General features: G+C 63.2%; 17 protein-coding genes, 1 tRNA gene and 1 pseudogene. 8 read left to right on the forward strand and 11 right to left on the reverse strand.

What is annotated here, in order from left to right; all coding sequences use genetic code 11:
* Nucleotides 1-362: 362 nt before the first annotated feature.
* Nucleotides 363-902, reverse strand: coding sequence for an inorganic diphosphatase (gene ppa / locus AQ12_RS04340; RefSeq protein WP_048438629.1), 540 nt, complete (start codon nucleotides 900-902; stop codon nucleotides 363-365).
* 53 nt (nucleotides 903-955) lie between these two features.
* Nucleotides 956-2,512, reverse strand: coding sequence for a hypothetical protein (locus AQ12_RS04345; protein WP_152682667.1), 1,557 nt, complete (start codon nucleotides 2,510-2,512; stop codon nucleotides 956-958).
* An 833-nt stretch (nucleotides 2,513-3,345) separates the two neighbouring features.
* Between AQ12_RS04345 and AQ12_RS04350 the strand changes: the two genes are divergently transcribed.
* Nucleotides 3,346-5,487 carry a sodium-translocating pyrophosphatase gene (locus tag AQ12_RS04350; protein WP_048438631.1) on the forward strand — a complete coding sequence of 714 codons (2,142 nt, stop codon included), beginning with the start codon at nucleotides 3,346-3,348 and terminating at the stop codon, nucleotides 5,485-5,487.
* Nucleotides 5,488-5,551: 64 nt separating this feature from the next.
* Here AQ12_RS04350 and AQ12_RS04355 read toward each other — a convergent pair whose 3' ends face one another.
* Complete coding sequence (locus AQ12_RS04355) at nucleotides 5,552-6,157, reverse strand: TetR/AcrR family transcriptional regulator (protein ID WP_048438632.1); 606 nt, start codon at nucleotides 6,155-6,157, stop codon at nucleotides 5,552-5,554.
* Between the two features lie 104 nt (nucleotides 6,158-6,261).
* Here AQ12_RS04355 and AQ12_RS04360 point away from each other — a divergent pair, with 104 nt between their 5' ends.
* On the forward strand, nucleotides 6,262-7,086 hold the full coding sequence (locus AQ12_RS04360; protein WP_048438633.1) for a metal-dependent hydrolase: 825 nt from the start codon (nucleotides 6,262-6,264) through the stop codon (nucleotides 7,084-7,086).
* A 21-nt stretch (nucleotides 7,087-7,107) separates the two neighbouring features.
* Here the strand turns inward: AQ12_RS04360 and AQ12_RS22650 are convergent, their stop codons facing one another.
* The 3 genes and pseudogenes from AQ12_RS22650 to AQ12_RS23500 all read right to left on the reverse strand — a co-directional run.
* Nucleotides 7,108-7,386 carry a hypothetical protein gene (locus AQ12_RS22650; protein ID WP_152682668.1) on the reverse strand — a complete coding sequence of 93 codons (279 nt, stop codon included), beginning with the start codon at nucleotides 7,384-7,386 and terminating at the stop codon, nucleotides 7,108-7,110.
* Between the two features lie 25 nt (nucleotides 7,387-7,411).
* Nucleotides 7,412-7,485: transfer RNA gene (locus AQ12_RS22655), tRNA-OTHER, on the reverse strand.
* Between the two features lie 237 nt (nucleotides 7,486-7,722).
* Nucleotides 7,723-8,103: pseudogene (locus tag AQ12_RS23500) on the reverse strand (hypothetical protein); the annotation flags it as partial.
* A gap of 37 nt (nucleotides 8,104-8,140) precedes the next feature.
* Here AQ12_RS23500 and AQ12_RS04370 point away from each other — a divergent pair.
* Nucleotides 8,141-9,574, forward strand: coding sequence for an aldehyde dehydrogenase family protein (locus tag AQ12_RS04370; protein WP_048438634.1), 1,434 nt, complete (start codon nucleotides 8,141-8,143; stop codon nucleotides 9,572-9,574).
* A 30-nt stretch (nucleotides 9,575-9,604) separates the two neighbouring features.
* Here the strand turns inward: AQ12_RS04370 and AQ12_RS04375 are convergent, their stop codons facing one another.
* Genes AQ12_RS04375 through AQ12_RS04385 form a run of 3 tightly spaced genes read right to left on the reverse strand, consistent with a single transcriptional unit; the run spans nucleotide 9,605 to nucleotide 12,131 of the window.
* Nucleotides 9,605-10,195, reverse strand: a complete 591-nt coding sequence (locus AQ12_RS04375; protein ID WP_048438635.1) for a hypothetical protein — start codon at nucleotides 10,193-10,195, stop codon at nucleotides 9,605-9,607.
* Nucleotides 10,192-11,394 (reverse strand): M48 family metallopeptidase, encoded by a 1,203-nt coding sequence (locus tag AQ12_RS04380; RefSeq protein ID WP_053076553.1) that lies wholly within the window; start codon nucleotides 11,392-11,394, stop codon nucleotides 10,192-10,194. Before AQ12_RS04380 ends, AQ12_RS04375 begins: the two co-directional genes overlap by 4 nt.
* On the reverse strand, nucleotides 11,391-12,131 hold the full coding sequence (locus AQ12_RS04385; protein ID WP_152682669.1) for a hypothetical protein: 741 nt from the start codon (nucleotides 12,129-12,131) through the stop codon (nucleotides 11,391-11,393). The genes AQ12_RS04380 and AQ12_RS04385 overlap by 4 nt, the downstream gene beginning before the upstream one ends.
* A 174-nt stretch (nucleotides 12,132-12,305) precedes the next feature.
* Between AQ12_RS04385 and AQ12_RS04390 the strand changes: the two genes are divergently transcribed.
* From AQ12_RS04390 to AQ12_RS04410, 5 genes are all read left to right on the forward strand, one after another.
* A complete protein-coding gene (locus AQ12_RS04390; protein WP_048438636.1) occupies nucleotides 12,306-13,067 on the forward strand; it encodes an SDR family oxidoreductase in 762 nt (253 codons plus the stop codon).
* A 29-nt stretch (nucleotides 13,068-13,096) separates the two neighbouring features.
* Complete coding sequence (gene moaA / locus AQ12_RS04395) at nucleotides 13,097-14,212, forward strand: GTP 3',8-cyclase MoaA (protein ID WP_048438637.1); 1,116 nt, start codon at nucleotides 13,097-13,099, stop codon at nucleotides 14,210-14,212.
* Nucleotides 14,213-14,824 (forward strand): molybdenum cofactor guanylyltransferase MobA, encoded by a 612-nt coding sequence (mobA, locus tag AQ12_RS04400; RefSeq protein ID WP_048438638.1) that lies wholly within the window; start codon nucleotides 14,213-14,215, stop codon nucleotides 14,822-14,824.
* Nucleotides 14,821-16,107, forward strand: a complete 1,287-nt coding sequence (gene glp, locus AQ12_RS04405; protein ID WP_048438639.1) for a gephyrin-like molybdotransferase Glp — start codon at nucleotides 14,821-14,823, stop codon at nucleotides 16,105-16,107. The genes mobA and glp overlap by 4 nt, the downstream gene beginning before the upstream one ends.
* A 151-nt stretch (nucleotides 16,108-16,258) precedes the next feature.
* Complete coding sequence (locus tag AQ12_RS04410) at nucleotides 16,259-17,524, forward strand: hypothetical protein (protein ID WP_193387957.1); 1,266 nt, start codon at nucleotides 16,259-16,261, stop codon at nucleotides 17,522-17,524.
* A 114-nt stretch (nucleotides 17,525-17,638) separates the two neighbouring features.
* On the opposite strand, the gene AQ12_RS04415 is transcribed toward AQ12_RS04410, so the two are convergent.
* Both AQ12_RS04415 and AQ12_RS04420 read right to left on the reverse strand, forming a co-directional pair.
* Nucleotides 17,639-18,733 carry a hypothetical protein gene (locus AQ12_RS04415; protein ID WP_048438641.1) on the reverse strand — a complete coding sequence of 365 codons (1,095 nt, stop codon included), beginning with the start codon at nucleotides 18,731-18,733 and terminating at the stop codon, nucleotides 17,639-17,641.
* Nucleotides 18,734-18,735: 2 nt separating this feature from the next.
* Nucleotides 18,736-19,005 (reverse strand): MoaD/ThiS family protein, encoded by a 270-nt coding sequence (locus AQ12_RS04420; RefSeq protein ID WP_048438642.1) that lies wholly within the window; start codon nucleotides 19,003-19,005, stop codon nucleotides 18,736-18,738.
* Nucleotides 19,006-19,011: the final 6 nt, after the last annotated feature.

A 19,011-nucleotide genomic window follows, 5' to 3' on the forward strand; every position in this document is an offset into this window, starting at 1 on the left:
GCCTGGGCTGGGTCGCGTTTGAAGCTCCCTGGGAAACACGCGCTCATCACTGAGGCTGCCACGTGCCGACCGATAAGGTGGAGTTCGGGGCCCGGACGGCATGTGAATGACGACGGGCGTCCCGGCAGAAGCATCCAGCCGGGACGAGATCACGGTTGGAGAGGACTGAACACGCGGGGCAGCGGGTACAGCCTTTTTGGCTCGGCCGCAAAGTGCCGCGCAGCAACGGCGTAACACGCCGCAGGCTGGGTCGGGTCGCGCCGCAGCGGGGCGCACGTGCTGTTGTGTAGGGGTCATGCCGACTTTTAACAGCCGGCGCGCACCCGCGCCAGACCCACACAGCTGTGCGCTGCGGCGCGGGCTCAGGCCGCTTGCTGGCGCTTGTAGTTCTCGATGCCGTCGAGCACTTCTTTCTTCGCAGCTTCCGGGCCTTCCCAGCCCAGAATCTTGACCCACTTGCCGGGCTCGAGGTCCTTGTAGTGCTCGAAGAAATGCGCGATGGTTTTCAGCCGCAGCGGATTGAGGTCTTCGGGCTTTTGCCACTGCGAGTAGATCGACAGGATCTTGTCGACCGGCACGGCCAGCACCTTGCCGTCCTGCCCTGCTTCATCTTCCATCTGCAGGATGCCGATGGCGCGGCAAGTCACGACCACACCGGGGATGAGCGGCACCGGCGTGATCACCAGCACATCGACAGGATCGCCGTCGCCGCTGATGGTCTTGGGCACATAGCCGTAGTTGGTCGGGTAGTGCATGGACGTGCTCATGAAGCGGTCCACGAAAATGGCGCCCGTCTCCTTGTCGACCTCGTACTTGACGGGATCGGCATTCATCGGGATTTCGATGATCACGTTGAATGCGTCGGGAACGTTCTTGCCGGGGGAGACTTGGTCGAGGGACATGATGGGGTACGAGTGAAAGATGGGCGCCGAAGCGCATCAGGGAAAACCCCGGATTATCCCCCGGGTCGCTTGCTCGCGGCTTTCACCCGCGCTGCAAGCTCGGTTTGCTGCACGGGGCTCAAGGCATTCGAGCCGGCTTGCGCAAGGATCGCCTGGACCCACTCCTCGATGTCGATGTTTTTCGCATACCGGAGACCCTTTTGGCGGGTGTAGTCGAAGACATCGACCGGCTTGCCAGAGTTTTCGAGATGCACGACGTGCGAATGCACAAATTGCTCCAGGGAAAGACCCCTGCGGGTGTCCCTCAAGGGGCCGTCCGGCCGCGCTGCGAGGTGCTCTTTCAGCAGCATCGGACCCTGCGCCATTTTCGCGACCTCCGGCAATCCCGGCGTGGGGATGAAAGCATCGAATGACGATTGCTCCATGCGCGTCCTTTCCATCTCGCCCATGAGATCGGGAATCAGGAAATCGCCAAAACTGCCATCTTCGTGACGGATGCGCCGGGTCAGCGTGACTGCTGCCTTCATCGACTGCACGAAACACGAATGGGAATCTGTCTGCGTCGGAATGGCTTGGCGGTAGACGGGAATGTCCCGGCCGATCTTGCGCACGGCGTCCTGGACGATCGCCGCTGCAGATGTCTGTCCCGACCCGATGAACGAGTCAAAAAAGAACAGGGCCTCCTTGCCTTGCTTTCGGACATAGACCGCGCATACGCCGTGACGGACTCCGAAGGTCAGGCCAGCTCGAATCTCCCGCGCATTGGCAGCCGTGCGCTCAATCAGTCCGGCCAGCACACCGGAGGCGCTGTCCATGTCCGGATGCACTTGAATCGAGGCGCCCCATTTGCGGTTCAGGTAGGTCGCCAGCAGCTTGCGGCCGTTTTGCTCCAGTTGGACCCCCAGGCTGACTTTCGGATCGTCCCACTTTGCATAGAAAGTAGAGAAAAGCTTATAGGTGTCATCCGTACCGGGGACCATGCTTTCCACCATCCGCGCGATGTCGTGCAGCTGCATGTCAGCCAGGGCGCTCAGCACATGCCGCTTCAGATCCGGCAAGCGGGCATCGACGGCAATGGCCGTCAGCTCTTCGGGCTCGCAACACTTGCGCAGGAGCTTCCAGGATTCACTGGCTGCGATCACTTCGCGTAACGGGGAGCACGCGACGACCGGGGAGTGCAAGATGCTCTGGGCAAATTGGTAGACATCTTCATGCAATGGGACGCCGGGCCCGGGGACGTGCGCTTGAACGTATTCGTCAAGTGCCGCGAGTGCCTCCGTCAGCCGGTTGCACCCCAGAAAAAGCAGGACCCGGTTGGCCGGGTCATGAATGCCGGGGAGCGCCTTGTCGACTGCAGCAGGGTCACCGCCGGCGTGGCTGACCAAGGCCTGGAGCATCACTGAGACCTCATCGTAGAGGTAAGGCTCGAGCGCTCCCAACTCCCGCTTTGCGTTCGGATCGCCCGCAAGTGCCTGCGCCAGGGCCGCCATCCACGCGATCTCGGCGGTGGTCTCCTCGGACATGTCCTGTCGATCCAGGCGCGCCCGATTGATGGCGTCCATCGCCGCCAGCGGTTGCCCGGCATCAAGGCACAAATCCGCCAGCTTCATGAGCTCCGGCAACTGCTTGCGCCTGGCGGTTGTAAATCGCAGGATCTGCCGCTGCAGGGCAATGGCTTGCCCCGGACGGCCCAGCTCGATAAGCAGGTCGCGGGTGTGCATCAACGCAGCCGGATTGAACGCATCGAATGATTCGTTGGCCTGGCTGGCCTCGATCCGCATGGTCGCGACGAATTCGGCCATTTGCGGGTCCATCTGCGGGTCCATCGGCGCGTGGGCGCGGGTCTGTGCCGCACGCGCATCCTGGCTGTGCGGCCCCAGGGGCTCAAGTCCTGCCGCAGGTGCGTCCTTCACAACAGGCGGGCCGAACGCCAATTCGCCAATTGCCGCAGCTTCAACTGCATCGCCCTGCTGCGCAGGCAACGCGAATGTGGCGGCGGCAGCAGCATCAGTGGGAAGGGAGAATCGGCGCTGCCCCGCATCGGAGGTTTCCATGGCGTGAATCCGTCGATATCGACGATCCCGCGCCAGTTGTTTTTCTTGTTGGCCGCGCGGGTCGAGTCAGTTTTTGACTCCCTGCAGACTTGGTGACAGCAATGGCCCGCTCGTTCCATGAGGAACAGGGCATGTACGCCGGATGTGTAACCCCCGCCCCGCAACCGTGCCTTCCAGCCACGAGTCCGCTAGGGAGTAACCCTAGATTTGCGCGCGAAGAACCGCCCAGCTCGATCCCTGCGGAAAACCGTCACGATTTGCCCTTATATTCCGGCCGTTGGCCAATCGTCTCCAGACCGTCTGTGGAGCAACGAGGAAGCAACGCAGCGGGGGTGCCGCTAGCGTTGCACCCCCTCCAAGCGAAACAACGGCAAGAGGAGAAACTACACATGAACGGCAACTCGGCGCTGATACTGGCGCTCGTCTGCGGCTTTGCAGCCGTGGCTTACGGATTCTGGGCGCGCAGCTGGATCCTTTCGCAGGACGCGGGCAATGCCCGCATGCAGGAAATCGCCGCCGCCATCCAGGCCGGCGCAGCCGCGTATCTCGCGCGGCAATACAAGACCATCGCCATCGTCGGCGTGGTGCTGGCCATCCTCATCGGCGTCTTCCTGGACATGCAGACGGCAGTCGGGTTCATCATCGGCGCGGTGCTCTCGGGCGCTTGCGGCTTCATCGGGATGAACGTGTCGGTTCGCGCCAATGTGCGCACGGCGCAAGCTGCAACGCGCGGCATCGGCCCCGCGCTCGATGTCGCATTTCGCGGCGGCGCCATCACCGGCATGCTGGTGGTCGGCCTGGGCCTCCTGGGCGTCACGGCGTTCTACTGGTTCCTGGTGGGCAACGGCAATTTCACGCCGGACCGCAAGCTGGCAACCCTGCTCAATCCGCTGATCGGCTTTGCCTTCGGCTCTTCTCTGATCTCGATCTTTGCCCGTCTGGGCGGCGGCATCTTCACCAAGGGCGCTGACGTCGGCGCCGACCTGGTGGGCAAGGTTGAAGCCGGCATCCCCGAAGACGACCCACGCAACCCTGCCGTGATCGCCGACAACGTCGGTGACAACGTCGGCGACTGCGCGGGCATGGCCGCCGACCTGTTCGAAACCTATGCCGTGACGCTGATCGCGACGATGGTGCTGGGCGCCCTGCTGCTGTCCAGCTCCGGTGCGACGGCCGCGCTCTACCCGCTCGCGCTGGGCGGTGTGTCGATCATCGCGTCGATCATCGGCTGCTTCTTCGTCAAGGCCAAACCCGGCATGACCAACGTGATGCCCGCCCTGTACAAGGGCCTGGCCGTCGCCGGTGTCCTGTCGCTGATCGCGTTCTACTTCGTGACGATGTGGCTCATGCCCGACAACGCAGTGACCGCCACCGGCACGCAGATGCGCCTGTTCGGTGCCTGCGCCGTGGGCCTGGTCCTGACCGGCGCGCTGGTCTGGATCACCGAGTACTACACCGGCACGCAATACGCACCCGTGCGCCACATTGCATCGGCCTCCACCACCGGCCACGGCACCAACATCATCGCGGGCCTGGGCGTCTCGATGCGTTCCACCGCATGGCCGGTGATCTGCGTGTGTATCGCCATCCTGGCTTCGTTCCAGCTGGCGGGTCTCTACGGCATCGCCATCGCTGCAACCTCGATGTTGAGCATGGCCGGTATCGTGGTCGCGCTCGACGCCTACGGCCCCATCACCGACAACGCCGGCGGTATCGCCGAAATGTCGAACCTGCCCGATAGCGTTCGCGCCGTCACCGATCCGCTCGACGCCGTGGGCAACACGACCAAGGCCGTGACCAAGGGCTACGCGATCGGTTCTGCCGGTCTTGCAGCACTCGTGCTGTTCGCCGACTACACGCACAAGCTCGAAAGCTATGGCCGCTCGATCAGCTTCGACCTGAGTGATCCGATGGTGATCGTGGGCCTGTTCATTGGCGGCCTGATCCCTTACCTGTTCGGCGCGATGGCGATGGAAGCGGTCGGCCGCGCTGCGGGCTCAGTGGTGGTCGAAGTGCGCCGCCAGTTCCGCGAGATCAAGGGCATCATGGAAGGCACGGCCAAGCCGGAATACGGCGTTGCCGTGGACATGCTGACCAAGGCTGCGATCAAGGAAATGATGATTCCGTCGCTGCTGCCGGTGGTGGTGCCCATCGTGGTGGGCCTGGTGCTCGGCCCGAAGGCCCTGGGAGGCTTGCTGATGGGAACCATCGTGACGGGCCTGTTCGTCGCGATCTCCATGTGCACCGGCGGCGGTGCGTGGGACAACGCCAAGAAGTACATCGAAGACGGCAACCACGGCGGCAAGGGCTCGGAAGCCCACAAGGCTGCCGTGACCGGTGACACGGTGGGCGATCCGTACAAGGACACGGCCGGCCCGGCAGTGAACCCGCTGATCAAGATCATCAACATCGTCGCACTGCTCATCGTGCCGCTGGTGGTGAAGTTCCATCCGGGCGATGTGTCGGCTCCCGGCGCGGCGCAAATGTCGCCGCCTGCTGTGACGGCGCCGGCGATGGCTGCGTCAAAGTAAATGGATGCCGGGTCAAGCCCGGCATGACAGCCAAAAAGCAAAAGGCCCGCATTCGCGGGCCTTTTCACTTGCTGCCAGTCACCGCCCTCACCAGCTGGCTCGCCGGCGCAACAAGATCCGGCAGTTTCCCCACCCTGTCCTGCTCGATGTACTCCAGCACGAGCTCATTGATGCCACCCACCACAGCCATCGCCATGCCCGGCGACAAGGGCGCAGCGCGCTTGTGTCCTGCATTGGCGCCATTGACCACGCCGAGCATGAAGTCCGCAATCTCCTGGTTCATGCGGCGTCGCACCTGAAGCCCCTCAGCGCCCAGGCCCAGGATCTCGATGAACAAGGTGCGCATCAACACGGGGTTCTGCGCCATGCAGGTGAGATACGCGGTGAGCGCGCTTTCGATCTGCGTCTCCCATTCGTGCTCGGTATCGATTGCCTCACGCAGCACCCGCAGCGAGTTGTGGCTGGCCGCCTCGTAGAGCGCGATCAGGCACTCGGCCTTGGTTGAAAAGTGCTCGTAAAACGTGCGGCGCGACACGCTGGCCTCACGCACGATGTCGGCAATGGTGGTGTCCGGATAGCCCTTGGCTGCCACCGCGTGGGCCATGCCTTCAAGCAACCGGTGACGGTGCTCGTGAACTTCGGTGTCGGGTAAATTTGCGATCTCAGCCATGCGCCAATTCTCGGCGGGTTAACTCACGGTACTTGACAGTACCTGCATCTGTCCGCATCATCCGGCAGTCTGTACCTGCTCCTGCCCAACCATTTCCAAACCACATGACCGATCTCGTTGTCCGCCGCCTCCTCGTTGACATGGAAGCACCGATTGCGCGCCACTGGTGCGGCAACGATGCTTTTCGCTCGGCGCTGTTCAATGCCCTGTCGATGAGTTTTCCGGTGGGCGAGCAGTTCTTCATCGACTCGGTCCGCAATGGCTTCAAGGTGCTTCCCGCTGACAAGCAGGATGCCTTCAAGTCCGAAGTGCAGGGCTTCATCGGGCAGGAAGCCACGCACCGGCGCCTTCACGCGCTCTTCAACGGCCACCTCGAAAAACTCGGCCTGGTCAACGCATGGGCGCCGCGCGCAGAAAAGCGCATGAAGCTGCTGGACGGCATCGATCCGCGCCACGCCCTGGCGATCACCGCCGCCAACGAACACTTCACTGCAATCCTGGCCGACTGGATGCTGAACAACCCCGACCTGGTCGGCAGCAGCGACACGCGCCTCACAACCCTGTGGCTCTGGCACAGCGCCGAAGAGTCAGAGCACAAGTGCACCGCGTTCGATCTGTACAAGGCGCTCGGCGGCAACGAAGAGTGGCGCCTGACCTGGTTTCGCCGCATCACCACCGTCTTCCTGGGCGACACCTTGCGCCAGACGGTGAGAAACCTCAAGGACGACGGCACGCTGTGGAAGTGGAGCACCTGGAAGAGCGCGGCTTCTTACCTGTTCGGAAAGCGCGGACTGGTGCGCCTGACCTACAAGCCGTGGCGCGAATACCTGCGCGCCGACTTTCATCCGTCGCAGCAAGACAGCCGCGCATCGCAGGAGTGGCTATCGACGCACAGCGACCGCTACACACCGGTCGGCGCGGCGGCCTGAGCCTCGGCGCAACCACGCCGTTTATCTGGCAGGCAGCCCCTGCCACGGGTCCATCGCGTCCCACTGCGCAGGCATCTGCAAGATCACCTTGTCGAGCGTTGATCGCTCGCGCAGGAACGCCATCGACTCCGAGAACCTGTCCAGCGGAATCGGCATCGGCTTCATCGGGCCGTCTGAAGGGATGAAGAAATCATCCCAATGAATCGGAATCACCCGGCGTGCCTTCACGCTCATCACCGCTTCGCGCCAATAGGCATCCCGGTACGCCGCACTGCGCATGCCCAGGCCGCCGATTCCCATCAGGACCACATCGGCGCTGACGCCCTGCAGCGCACCGGGCTCGAACCCGGCGCTGCCGTTGATCAGCAGTGAGCGACCGTCGTGTTGCACCAGCACCGCATAGCTTTGCCCTTCTTTGTAAGCAGATGCACGCGCAGGCGGTACCAGCGGCTTGTCGATGGTGCCGCCGGTGAAACCCGTCGGTGAGTGGCGCGAGGCCAGCAGCGTGACCGTGAAGCGGCCGAACTTCATCATCTCGTTGAGCCTGGCGACCTTGATCTGAGCCTCGGGCAACTTCCATCCACGCCCGATATTGGCGGTGGATTGCGACCCCAGCAAGATGGCACCGGTGCGCCGCGCGACTTCGGGCGCGTCCATCGCATGGTCGAAGTGCGAGTGCACCGGGATCACTGCTGCGAGCCTTGTCACGCCCGCGCGCTTGAGGCCACGCTCGATGGCGGTGATGTCGGGTTCGACCCGTCCGGCCAGCGACTTGAGCTTGCCGGGTCGCGAGAAAAAGCCGTCGGTCATGATCGCCGTCTCGCCGTCGTCCAGCAAGACGGTTGCCACGCCCAGGAACTTCACCTTCAAGGGGGTCGCGGCAGGTGCCTGGGGCAAGGCCAGCGGCAGGTACGCATCCATCGAAGGGTGGCTGTTGACGATCAGCGCGAGCGCGGCCACGATGCTCAACACGACCACCAGCACACCCGCGAATACTTTTTTAAGCATGGCGTGCATGGTAGCCGCGCAGCAACATGGGGAGCAAAATAAGAGGATGCAATTCAACTACATCGGCAACGAAGCCCGGCCTTCTTCTTCCGATCGCTCCATCCCGGTGATCGATCCTTCGGATGGGCAGGTCTTCGACGAAATCCAGAGAAGCAACGCATCCGACATCGATGCAGCCGTCGCAGCCGCTCGCAAATGCAATGACTCGGTCTGGAGCAAGCTCAGCGGTGCCGAGCGCGGCCGCCTGCTCATGCGCCTGTCGAACAAGGTTGCCGAGCACGCTGAAGAACTCGCACTCATCGAGCAACGTGACTGCGGCAAGCCCACCAAACAGGCGCGCGCCGATGCACTGGCGCTGGTGCGCTACTTCGAGTTTTACGCGGGCGCTTGCGACAAGCTGCACGGCACCACGATTCCCTATCTCGACGGCTACAGCGTGCTCACCTGGCGCGAGGCACATGGCGTCACCGGCCACATCATTCCCTGGAACTACCCGATGCAGATCTTCGGGCGCAGCGTCGGCGGCGCGCTCGCTGCGGGCAACGTGTGCGTGGTCAAGCCATCGGAAGATGCGTGCCTGTCGCTGATTCGCGTGGCGCAGCTGGCTGAAGAAGCAGGCTTTCCGGCCGGCGCGATCAACATCGTCACTGGGTACGGCCACGAGGTGGGCGATGCACTCGCGCGCCATCCCGGCATCGATCACATCAGCTTCACCGGCAGCCCCCGGGTGGGCACGCTGATCCAGCAGGTCGCCGCCGAGCGCCACTGCCCTGTGACGCTGGAACTCGGCGGCAAGAGCCCGCAGATCATCTTTGCAGACGCTGACCTTGACGCGGCCATTCCGATGGTCATCAACGCCATCGTGCAGAACGCGGGACAGACGTGCTCGGCCGGTTCGCGCCTGCTCGTGGACCAGGCCATCTACGAGCCCTTGCTCGACCGCCTGGGCAAGGCCTTCACCAACCTGCGTGTCGGCCCCGCCGTGATGGATCTCGATGTGGGCCCACTGATTCGCGCGAGCCAGCAGCAGCGCGTGTGGGATTTTCTTTCGGATGCGCAGGTGGCCAACATCGCGATGGTTGCGCAGGGACAGGTTGTGGACGAAGCGCCAGAGACCGGCTTCTACCAGGCGCCCACGCTCTTGCGCGATGTGCCGGTAGACCACCGCCTGGCGCAGGAAGAAGTCTTTGGCCCCGTGCTGTCGGCGATGAGCTTCAAGGACGAAGACGAGGCCATCGCGCAAGCCAACGCCACCCAGTTCGGCCTGGTCGCCGGCATCTGGACGCGCGATGGATCACGGCAACTGCGCATGGCCAAGCGCGTCAGGAGCGGCCAGGTGTTCATCAACAACTATGGCGCCGGTGGCGGTGTCGAGCTGCCCTTCGGCGGCGTCAAGTCCTCAGGCTACGGGCGTGAAAAAGGCTTCGAGGCGCTGTACGGATTCACCACCGTCAAGACGGTGGCGATCAAGCACGGGTGACAGTGCTCAAAGGCTCACCCGTTCGTCCGCTCACCCGCGAATCTTCGCCGTCCTGATCACCGCTTCGGCCATCGGCAACAGCCGCGGATAGAACGACATGCGCGGCGCGGCGAAGGTCGCGGCGTACATCTCGCCCTTGTGCACCGCGACCCAGCCGACGCCCTTCAGGATCACATCATCGGCCCGACGGGCAAGCGTGAATTCGAATCGCACACCCTTGGCGCCTGCGAACACCGTGGGTTCCACGCGCGTGATGTTGACGACGCCCTCGTTCGCATAGATGGCCTCGAACAGGCTCACCAGTTTGTCCGCCGGGAGTGCCGCCTCGAAGGTCGGAAAGCGCGGGTCCCTTTCGCCGGGTGAGCGAAACCACACCGTCGGCTTGGTGACCAGCGTCGCGCCCGAAGGCACGCCCGCCCACAGGCGCAGATGGTCCAGCGGCACGCCTTCCTGCGTCCACATGTCGTAGGGCTCGCGGTCCCAGGCGCTGTTGACCTTGTTCCATGCAGCAGAGACCTGCACCTGCATCTTGCCGTTGACCACCTGCTCGCCTTCGACCCTGGCGATCGTCATGCACGCGGTCAACAGCAAGGCGAGCAGCAGTGAAACGAGCGTCTTCATGGCTTCAACTCCGACAGGTACGACTTCACCATGCCGCCGTCGGGCGCATCGGGCATGAGTGACAGGTACTTCTCGAAAGCCTGCACGGCTGCAGGCGAATCCATGCGCTGCTTGTGCAACAGGCCGAGCGACCGGTACGTCTCCACCGGCGTCTTGTCCGGCGCGAGGCTGGCCGCCTTCTGGAAGTCATCCAGCGAATGGGCGAGATCGTCTTTTTCGGCGCGCTGGCGGTACACCTCGCCGCGCGCATAGAGCACCTGCGCATCCTGCGGATTGCGCTTGACCAGCCGGTCGAACAGAACCACGCTTTCCTCGAACTGGCCGCGCCTGATCTCGTCCTGCAGCCAGCCAAAGCGCATCGGCGCGATCACCTTCTGGAACTCGGCTGCGCCCAGGTTGCCGCCCGAATCGCCCGCGAGCTTAAGCAAGTCGTCGCGCCGCGTGCCCACCGGCGGATGCGTCGCGAACATCGCGTTGCGCTGGCCGACTTCATCGCCACCGGTGATCTTCAGTTCGCCGAGCAGGTTGTCCCAGACGGTCGCAGCCTGGCGGCCGTCGTAGCCCGCCTGTTTCATGAGCCGCATGCCCATCTGGTCGGCGCGCGCTTCATGCTCGCGCGAGAAGGCGAACATGCTGGCCATGATGCCGATCCGCCCAACCGCACCCGCCACGCCGCCGACCAGGCCGATGATCTGCGCGAGCATCGCCTTGTCCTTGGCGTCGCGCAGTTGTTCGAGCTGGTGGCGCTCCAGGTAGTGGCCCAGTTCATGTCCCACGATCGCGGCGAGTTGCGCTTCGTTTTCCACGCGCAGAAGCAGGCCGCTCCAGACCTGCATCATCCCGTTGGGCGCCATCGTGGCGTTGAACATCGGCATGCGCATCACATGCACGCGGATATCCGGGCAATGGCCGTCGGTGAGCCGGCAGGTCAGGTCCGTGAGGTACTTCGTGAGGGCCGCATCCTTGATGGCGAGCGGACTGCGGCGCAGCTTGGTTTCTTCGCGGTCCATCATGTTCCACAGGCCGCCTTCTTCCGTGTCGATCGCGGGACGGCTGAAGCGGCTGGGCATCTTGAAGGTGGAAGCCGGCGCGGCCTCTTGCGCCAGGGCTGCGGTACCGGACAACAGTGCGCCCAGACCCAGGCAATGCTTGCAGGCCGAAGCCAGAAATCCCCGGCGAGGCAATGTCGGATGGTTCATTTCAGCTCCGGAAAATCTTTGAGCAGCGCTTGGACGGTCTCGGTGGCAGAAGACGCCTCACGCAGGTCACCCGACATGCGCTGCAAGTCGTTGAACCACACCACGCGGCCGGTATTGAGATCAACCAGCGACGCATAGCCCATCTGGTAGCCGCCCATCTGAAACGACCCCAGCAGCGCCATGCCGATCATCACGGCCTTGCGTTCGCCGCTGGCGTAGCTGTCGCGAAACCAGGTGAACAGGGCGTAGTCGGCGCCGGTGCGGTCCTTCAGCGGCTTGACCGAATCCGCGCCCAGCGTCCAGTCGAGCTGCTCATTCTTGGTCGGCAGCTTCAGGCCCGAATTGGCGTGGTGGACAAAGATCGCTTCGGCGACTGCGCGGTGCAAGGCGTGCAGCTCGGCAAAGTCGTCCAGCACAGTCTCGGGCATGTCGGAGGCGTTGGCGCCCAGCAGATTGCGTCGTGCGTCGAGTGCGGTTTTGAAGTTCTTTTGCGCCGCCTCCGTCCAGTCGGCCCGGGGCTCGGAAACCCCACCGGCGCTGATAGAAAAAAGTTCCATGTCCGATGGCACGATCACCAGTTTCGAGGTTGCCGGGCGCGCGGCAAAACCGGGTGCGAGATGCTTGGTGGTGCTGGACGACGACAGGAATGCCGGCACTTGCGCCTGCGCGCCGCTTGCCAGCAGCATCCCGGAAAGCACAGCGGGCAGCACGAACAAAAAGCGAAACGATTTGGGCATGTGGAACTCCTGCCTCTGGTGATTGAACTCTGGCGAAAGCAAGTCTGGTCAGACCCGGTCAAACCCGCAACTGAAATCAGCAACAATGGCCACGTGAGGCCGCAGTGTGTGAAATGGTTCAGCTAGTGGCCGTTGTTACAAGCCGGGTATTCACAAAAATCTGAGGAGCAAGACATGCGGGTCAAGGACAAGTCGGTCATCGTTACAGGTTCGGGCGGCGGCATTGGCGAAGGCATCGCCAAACGGCTGGCGGCCGAGGGCGCGAAAGTCATCGTCAACGACATCAACACCGCGCTCGGCGAAAAGGTCGTGGAGCAGATCAAGGCTGCAGGCGGAGAAGCATCGTTCTTTGCCGCGGACGTTACCAAGTCGGCGGACGTGAAAGCGCTGGTCGATGCGGCCGTGCAGCGATACGGCAAGCTCGACGTGATGGTGAACAACGCAGGCTGGACCCACCGCAACCGCCCTGCGCTGGAAGTGAGCGAGGAAGAATTCGACAAGTGCTTCGCGGTGAACATGAAGAGCATTTACCTCTCCACGATTCACGCGGTGCCGGTTTTTCGCGCCAACAAGGGCGGCAGCTTCATCAACATCGCATCCACCGCCGGTGTACGCCCTCGCCCCGGTCTCAGCTGGTACAACGGCTCCAAGGGCGCGGTCATCACCACCAGCAAGTCGCTGGCAGCCGAGTTCGGCCCGGACAACATTCGCGTGAACTGCATCAACCCGGTGTTCAATCCCGACACGGGCCTTTCAGCGGAATTCGCAGGCGGCCCGGTCGATGACGCACGCCGCGCCAAGTTCCTGGCGAGCATCCCGCTGGGGCGCTTTTCGACTGCGCTCGATGTTGCCAACGCAGCGCTTTATCTCGCGAGCGACGAGGCATCGTTCATCTCGGGCGTCTGCATCGAAGTCGACGGCGCACGCTGCGTGTAGGGCTTTAGCCGCGCAACGACAATAGCCAGATGGCTGAACGCGTGATTCCCCTCGTCGACCAGCGCGTGGCAGCGCTGCGGGCCAGCGTGCCTGAGCAAGCTATCCCTGCCAGCGGCCTGCTGGTCGATTCGCTGGGCCGGCCGCTGCGCGACCTGCGCATCAGCGTCACCGACCGCTGCAACTTTCGCTGCAGCTATTGCATGCCCAAGGAAGTGTTCGACAAGAACTATCCCTACCTGCCGCATGCATCGCTGCTGACCTTCGAGGAAATCACCCGGCTCGCGAAGCAATTCGTCGCGCACGGCGTGCAGAAGATCCGGCTCACCGGCGGCGAGCCGCTGCTGCGCAAGAACATCGAAATCCTGATTGAGCAACTCGCGCAACTGCGAACGGTTGAAGGCGAGCCGCTGGACATCACGCTCACCACCAATGGTTCGCTGCTGGCGCGCAAGGCACGCGCCTTGAAGGCTGCGGGATTGCAACGCGTCACCGTGAGCCTGGACGGCCTGGACGACACCGTGTTTCGCAGCATGAACGATGTGGATTTTCCGGTGGCAGAAGTGCTGGCCGGAATCGAAGCGGCGCGCGAAGCGGGGCTGGGTCCTATCAAGCTGAACATGGTGGTCAAGCGCGGCACGAATGACCACGAAATCCTCACGATGGCCCGACACTTCAAGGGCACGGGCGTGGTGTTGCGCTTCATCGAATACATGGATGTGGGCGCAACCAACGGCTGGCGCATGGATGAAGTCATGCCGTCTGCGGAAGTCGTCGCGCGCATCCACGCCGAGCTGCCGCTGGTGCAACTGGAACCGAGCGCACCCGGCGAGACGGCAGAGCGCTGGGGCTATGCCGATGGCGGCGGCGAAATCGGCGTCATCAGCAGCGTGACGCATGCCTTTTGCGGTGAATGCAACCGGGCGCGCCTTTCGACGGAGGGGCAGCTGTATCTGTGCCTGTTCGCGACGCAGGGGCATGACCTCAAATCACTGCTTCGCGCAGGCGCAAGCGACGCCGACATCGCATCGGCCATAGGCCACATCTGGCATGGCCGCAGCGACCGCTACTCTGAACTTCGCGCCACCCTGGCGCCTGATACCGGCACCGGCCAACGCCGTGTCGAAATGAGCTACATCGGAGGCTGATTGATAGAGACAGCAGACATCACGGGCGTGATCCTGGCGGGCGGGCGCGGCTCGCGCATGGGCGGCGTCGACAAGGGCCTGCAGAACTTCAACGGCATGCCGATGGCGATGCACACCCTGATGCGCCTGCAGCCGCAGGTCGGCGAGATCATGATCAACGCCAATCGCAACCTCGGTGCGTATGAATCGTTCGGCGTGCCGGTCTGGCCCGATGTGATCGGCGACTATGCAGGGCCGCTGGCGGGCTTTCTGACGGCACTGGAACGCTGCGAAACCGGCTGGCTGGTGACGACGCCTTGCGACTCGCCGCTGTTTCCGCAGGATCTGGTCGCGCGCCTGGCCAAGGCCGCTTCGGACCAGCAGGCAGAAATTGCAATGGCGGCTGCGCCTGAAGAAGACGGACAACTGCGTACGCAGCCGGTGTTCTGCCTCTTGCGCGTGGACCTGCTGGAAAGCCTGGTGGCGTTCACCCATGGTGGTGGCCGCAAGATCGACGCATGGACCGCGCAGCACAAGACGGTGACTGTGCCCTTCGACCAGCCGGGGGACGATCCGCGGGCGTTTTTCAACGCGAACACGCTGGCCGAATTGCATAGGCTCGAACAGACATGAAGTCGCTGGACCAGATCGCGGCCGAGTTGCAGGGCTACGACCCGCAGGCGCTCAGTGCGCAGGGCGTGAACGACTTTCTTGCACGGCTGGTCGAACCGGTTGGCGAGATGCAATCGGTCGCGATCATGGAAGCGCTCGGCCGCGTGCTGGCTGCGGATGTCATTTCGCCGGTCGATGTACCGCCGCACGACAACTCCGCCATGGACGGCTTTGCATTCGATGGATCGCAGTTGGGCGATGGTGAATTGACACTGGAAGTGATCGGGACCACGTTGGCAGGCAAGGCATGGCAAGGTAGCGTGGGCCCCGGCCAGTGCGTCAAGATCATGACGGGCGCGATCATGCCTGCCGGGCTCGACACGGTGGTGCCGCAGGAATTCACCAAGACCGCTACAGATGGTCGCATCGTCATTCCGGCGAAGCTGCTGGCCGCAGGCGATAACCGGCGTCTTGCGGGTGAAGACATCGCGCGAGGCAAGCCTGCGCTATTGCGAGGCGACCGTCTCACTCCGGCTGCTCTCGGTCTCGCAGCAAGCCTGGGAATTCCGACGGTGCCTGTTGTGCGCCGGGTGCGAGTCGCGTATTTTTCCACCGGCGATGAAATCCTGAGCCTGGGTGATGCGCCTCGCGAAGGCGCGGTGTACGACAGCAATCGCTACACCGTGTTCGGTTTGCTCACGCGCCTGGGTTGCGAGGTGATCGACCTGGGTGTCGTGCGCGATGAACCTGCTGCGCTGGAGGCTGCATTCACCGATGCGGCATCAAGGGCTGACGCCATCATCACCAGCGGCGGTGTCAGCGTGGGTGAAGCCGACTACACCAAGGCCATGATGAAGAAGCTGGGCGATGTCGCGTTCTGGCGCATCGCGATGCGTCCGGGGCGGCCGATGGCTGTCGGGCGCATCGAGTCGGGAGATGCGAAGCGGCCCGGCGCAGTGCTGTTCGGCTTGCCCGGTAATCCGGTCGCTGTGATGGTGACTTTTCTTGCGTTCGTACGCCCTGCCCTGTTGCAGCTGATGGGCGCGAAAGCCGAGCAACCGCCGCTGCTCAAGGCGCGCAGCGAAGAGGCGATCCGAAAGAAGGCGGGCCGCACCGAATACCAGCGCGGTTGGGTCAGCGTTGCTGCCGATGGATCGCTGCAAGTGCGCACCACGGGCAACCAGGGGTCCGGCGTGCTCAGTTCAATGGTGCAAGCCAACGGGCTCATCGTGCTGCACCACGCGCAAGGCAATGTGGCTGCGGGCGATCCGGTGGACGTGATGATGTTCGAAGGCGTGATTTAGGCTGGACTTGCCTTGCTCCCTCCCCCGCTGGGGGAGGGTTGGGGTGGGGGCACAGCGGCCCTCGCAATGAGAGAGTCTTGCAGGAACTTTAGTAGGCATTCGGTTACATATCCAAGAGCAATTTTGCTCGTCCCGAATGATTGGAGTTCCCTTGCCGAGTTCAGTTTCTTCCACCAAGTCCGTGCGCGTCGCCGTACCGGAAAACAATCCCGCCCCGAATGACGCATCGCAACCCGCCGATGAGCCGCAAATTCAGAAGTTGACCCTGCAGCCACACGGCTTTCAGAAGCTGCCGGGCTCGCTTCTCACGCTCAACGGCATGTTGTCGGTGCCCGATATCGCTCAGGTCAAGCCAGTCGATAAGTTTCTGAACGAGGGCTTGGATGGTACGAACGTCCATCCGACTTTGGCCGCTGCGATTGACGCGGGGCAGACGGTCAAGACCCGGGAAACGCTTGCCGCAGAGGCGGCCAGGATCTCGGCCGCCAGGCCGAACGATCCGAAATGGAAACGCATGTATTACGAGTTGAATGAAAAACTAGCCGTGGCCAAGATCAGTTTGGCGAGCGCCCAAGACGCAGCGCTACGGGCTGACCGTACACGGCCTATCGCACGCGCCCGACATCTGCAACTGATCGAGCTGGCCCAGCAGCTCAAAAACACACCCGACTCGCCTGAGGCACTGCGCTCGGCTCACTCACTGCTGCGAAAGTGCTTCAAACATGAGCAGGCGTTTCTTGCGCAGAAACACTACATCGCCTTCTCACGCAAGAGCCGCGAAGACCTTGATGTCGACGCTTATCGGGCGTTGGTGGGCCAGCACTTCCTGGCTTACGGCGCTCAGGCAACGATCAGATTCATGAACGAGCTGTTCGAAGCGCTTGAGTACTCCTTCACCTTCACGGCCGAACGCAGGCTCGCCATCCGGAGCGCTTTCGAGCCGGTGCGGTTGCGCGTCGAAGTGCTCTGCAACAGGGCGGACGCACGAACACCGCACATCCTGACCGAAGCGCAGCGGACCGACGACACGATGCTGATTGCTGCAGCTAAATCGAATGCGGGGCAAATGGATATCGCAGGCCTGCAGGCCCTGAGCCCGATCGACGCAACCGGCCTTTTCATGTTCATGGTAGATCTGCGAGCGGTGGGCAAAGCGGAGAACGTCCGGCGCACACTTCCTGCCACGGGCATGGACGATGCCAGGCTGGACCCGGTGCGAGATCAACTGGTGCTGAACCCTCTGGTCCTTTGCCGGCCCAACCAGTCAATGCGCAGCATTGAGCCCTGGCAGCGTCTGGAGGAGGCGTGCGGCGCGTTCGAGGATCTCGCCGATTTACCCTTCGAATTCACTTTCGAAGACATGTCCAACGAGGAAATCGTGCGCAGGGGTGGTTTGCCCCCATTCGATTTCGCCTGAGCAAAACGAGGGAGGCGGAGATCGTCGGTAGCTTCTTCAGGGGGGAGCTGCGGTTCCCATCGCCGCCGGCCCCCATCCCGGCCTTCCCCCAGCGGGGGAAGGAGAGACAGCCGATCAGGTCGTGGCTACCCTTACGACCGCGATTGGGGGCAAGTCCCGCGACAGGCATTCCCACTTCGTCCCGCCATCCTCGCTGACCCACAAGCCACCGGTCGTCGACCCCATCGCCAACGTGTTCCCATCGCCAGACACAGCCAGGCCATGCCGATAAACCAGGTGATACGCATCCTGCTGCGGCAAGCCTTCACCATGCGCAACGAATGTCGCGCCACCATCGCGCGTCTCGTTCACCACCACACGACCATCCACCGGCACGCGCATCGCATCGGCTTGCGCCGGCACGAACCACGCGCGATTTGCATCGGCCGGATGCGCGACCACCGGGAATCCAAATTCGCTGGGAGCAGGCGCCGCAATCCGGTCCCACTTCATCCCGCCATTGGCCGAGCGGTACATGCCGCCGTGATGCTGCATCCACAACACATCAGGGTCTGCGACACACTGCGCCAGGCAATGCACGTCCTGGATGTTGGGGTCTTCGCGGCGCTCGGGCGGCATGAAATCGGCCACCATGCCGACGGAGGTATTGGCCCAGGTCGCGCCGCCGTCAAAGGTCTGCCAGACACCGCCGCACGAAATGCCGATGCTCACATGGTTGGCATTGCGCGGGTCCACGATGATCGAATGAATGCCCGGATGGTCGTAGCCACCGCCGAACCACATCGCGCGCTCGGGCCGGTCCCACAGGCTCTCGACCAGCTTCCAGCTTTTTGCGCCGTCATCGGACACGAACAAACCGGCTGGAATGCACCCCGCCCACAGCCTACCGTCGCGCCCTGCCGCCAGACCCCAGATGACATCGACGCTCCACGGCATCGGGTCGTCTTTCCAGGTGCCTTCGGTCGGCTTGGGCGGAAAGGCCGGCGCGGCGACCTCGGTCCAATTCGCGCCCTGGTCAGTGGTCTTCCAGAGCTTGACGCCAAAGTGCCCCAGCCGCAGCGCTGCGTACCACGCGCCGCTCACCGGGTCTTGCAGGAAATGCGTTACGGGCTCGCCGGCAAATGCGGGCTTGCCGATACGCCAGCTACCGGCTTCACGCCTGACGGTGAAGAGCCCCTTGCGCGTGCCGACCCAGATCGTTGCTGCCATGCCTAACCTCCAGTCAGTGCCTGAATGACCATCACCTTGTCTTCGGGTTGCAGCGCGATGTCGAGCGCTGCGCGGTCACGAATCATTTGCGCATTCACAAACACCGCGACGTGCTTGCGCACCGCGCCTTGCTCATCGAGCACATAACTGCGAAGGCCCGGTGCAGCCAGCAATGCGTTGTCCAATGCAGCGCGCAAGGTCGACGCATCAACCACCTGCGGCGGGCACGCCACATGGCGCGTCAGTGCGGGTGCGAACGCGACTGACGGCATGTCTGC

This window comes from Caenimonas sp. SL110, assembly GCF_001044395.1.
In the GTDB taxonomy this organism is placed as follows: domain Bacteria; phylum Pseudomonadota; class Gammaproteobacteria; order Burkholderiales; family Burkholderiaceae_C; genus Ramlibacter.

Excerpts from the sequence above, each read along its gene's own strand:
- ppa (WP_048438629.1), bottom strand. The coding sequence starts at position 902 with ATGTCCCTCGACCAAGTCTCCCCCGGCAAGAACGTTCCCGACGCATTC.
- AQ12_RS04345 (WP_152682667.1), bottom strand. The coding sequence starts at position 2,512 with ATGAAGCTGGCGGATTTGTGCCTTGATGCCGGGCAACCGCTGGCGGCG.
- AQ12_RS04350 (WP_048438631.1), top strand. The coding sequence starts at position 3,346 with ATGAACGGCAACTCGGCGCTGATACTGGCGCTCGTCTGCGGCTTTGCA.
- AQ12_RS04355 (WP_048438632.1), bottom strand. The coding sequence starts at position 6,157 with ATGGCTGAGATCGCAAATTTACCCGACACCGAAGTTCACGAGCACCGT.
- AQ12_RS04360 (WP_048438633.1), top strand. The coding sequence starts at position 6,262 with ATGACCGATCTCGTTGTCCGCCGCCTCCTCGTTGACATGGAAGCACCG.
- AQ12_RS22650 (WP_152682668.1), bottom strand. The coding sequence starts at position 7,386 with ATGGGAATCGGCGGCCTGGGCATGCGCAGTGCGGCGTACCGGGATGCC.
- AQ12_RS04370 (WP_048438634.1), top strand. The coding sequence starts at position 8,141 with ATGCAATTCAACTACATCGGCAACGAAGCCCGGCCTTCTTCTTCCGAT.
- AQ12_RS04375 (WP_048438635.1), bottom strand. The coding sequence starts at position 10,195 with ATGAAGACGCTCGTTTCACTGCTGCTCGCCTTGCTGTTGACCGCGTGC.
- AQ12_RS04380 (WP_053076553.1), bottom strand. The coding sequence starts at position 11,394 with ATGAACCATCCGACATTGCCTCGCCGGGGATTTCTGGCTTCGGCCTGC.
- AQ12_RS04385 (WP_152682669.1), bottom strand. The coding sequence starts at position 12,131 with ATGCCCAAATCGTTTCGCTTTTTGTTCGTGCTGCCCGCTGTGCTTTCC.
- AQ12_RS04390 (WP_048438636.1), top strand. The coding sequence starts at position 12,306 with ATGCGGGTCAAGGACAAGTCGGTCATCGTTACAGGTTCGGGCGGCGGC.
- moaA (WP_048438637.1), top strand. The coding sequence starts at position 13,097 with ATGGCTGAACGCGTGATTCCCCTCGTCGACCAGCGCGTGGCAGCGCTG.
- glp (WP_048438639.1), top strand. The coding sequence starts at position 14,821 with ATGAAGTCGCTGGACCAGATCGCGGCCGAGTTGCAGGGCTACGACCCG.
- AQ12_RS04415 (WP_048438641.1), bottom strand. The coding sequence starts at position 18,733 with ATGGCAGCAACGATCTGGGTCGGCACGCGCAAGGGGCTCTTCACCGTC.
- AQ12_RS04420 (WP_048438642.1), bottom strand. The coding sequence starts at position 19,005 with ATGCCGTCAGTCGCGTTCGCACCCGCACTGACGCGCCATGTGGCGTGC.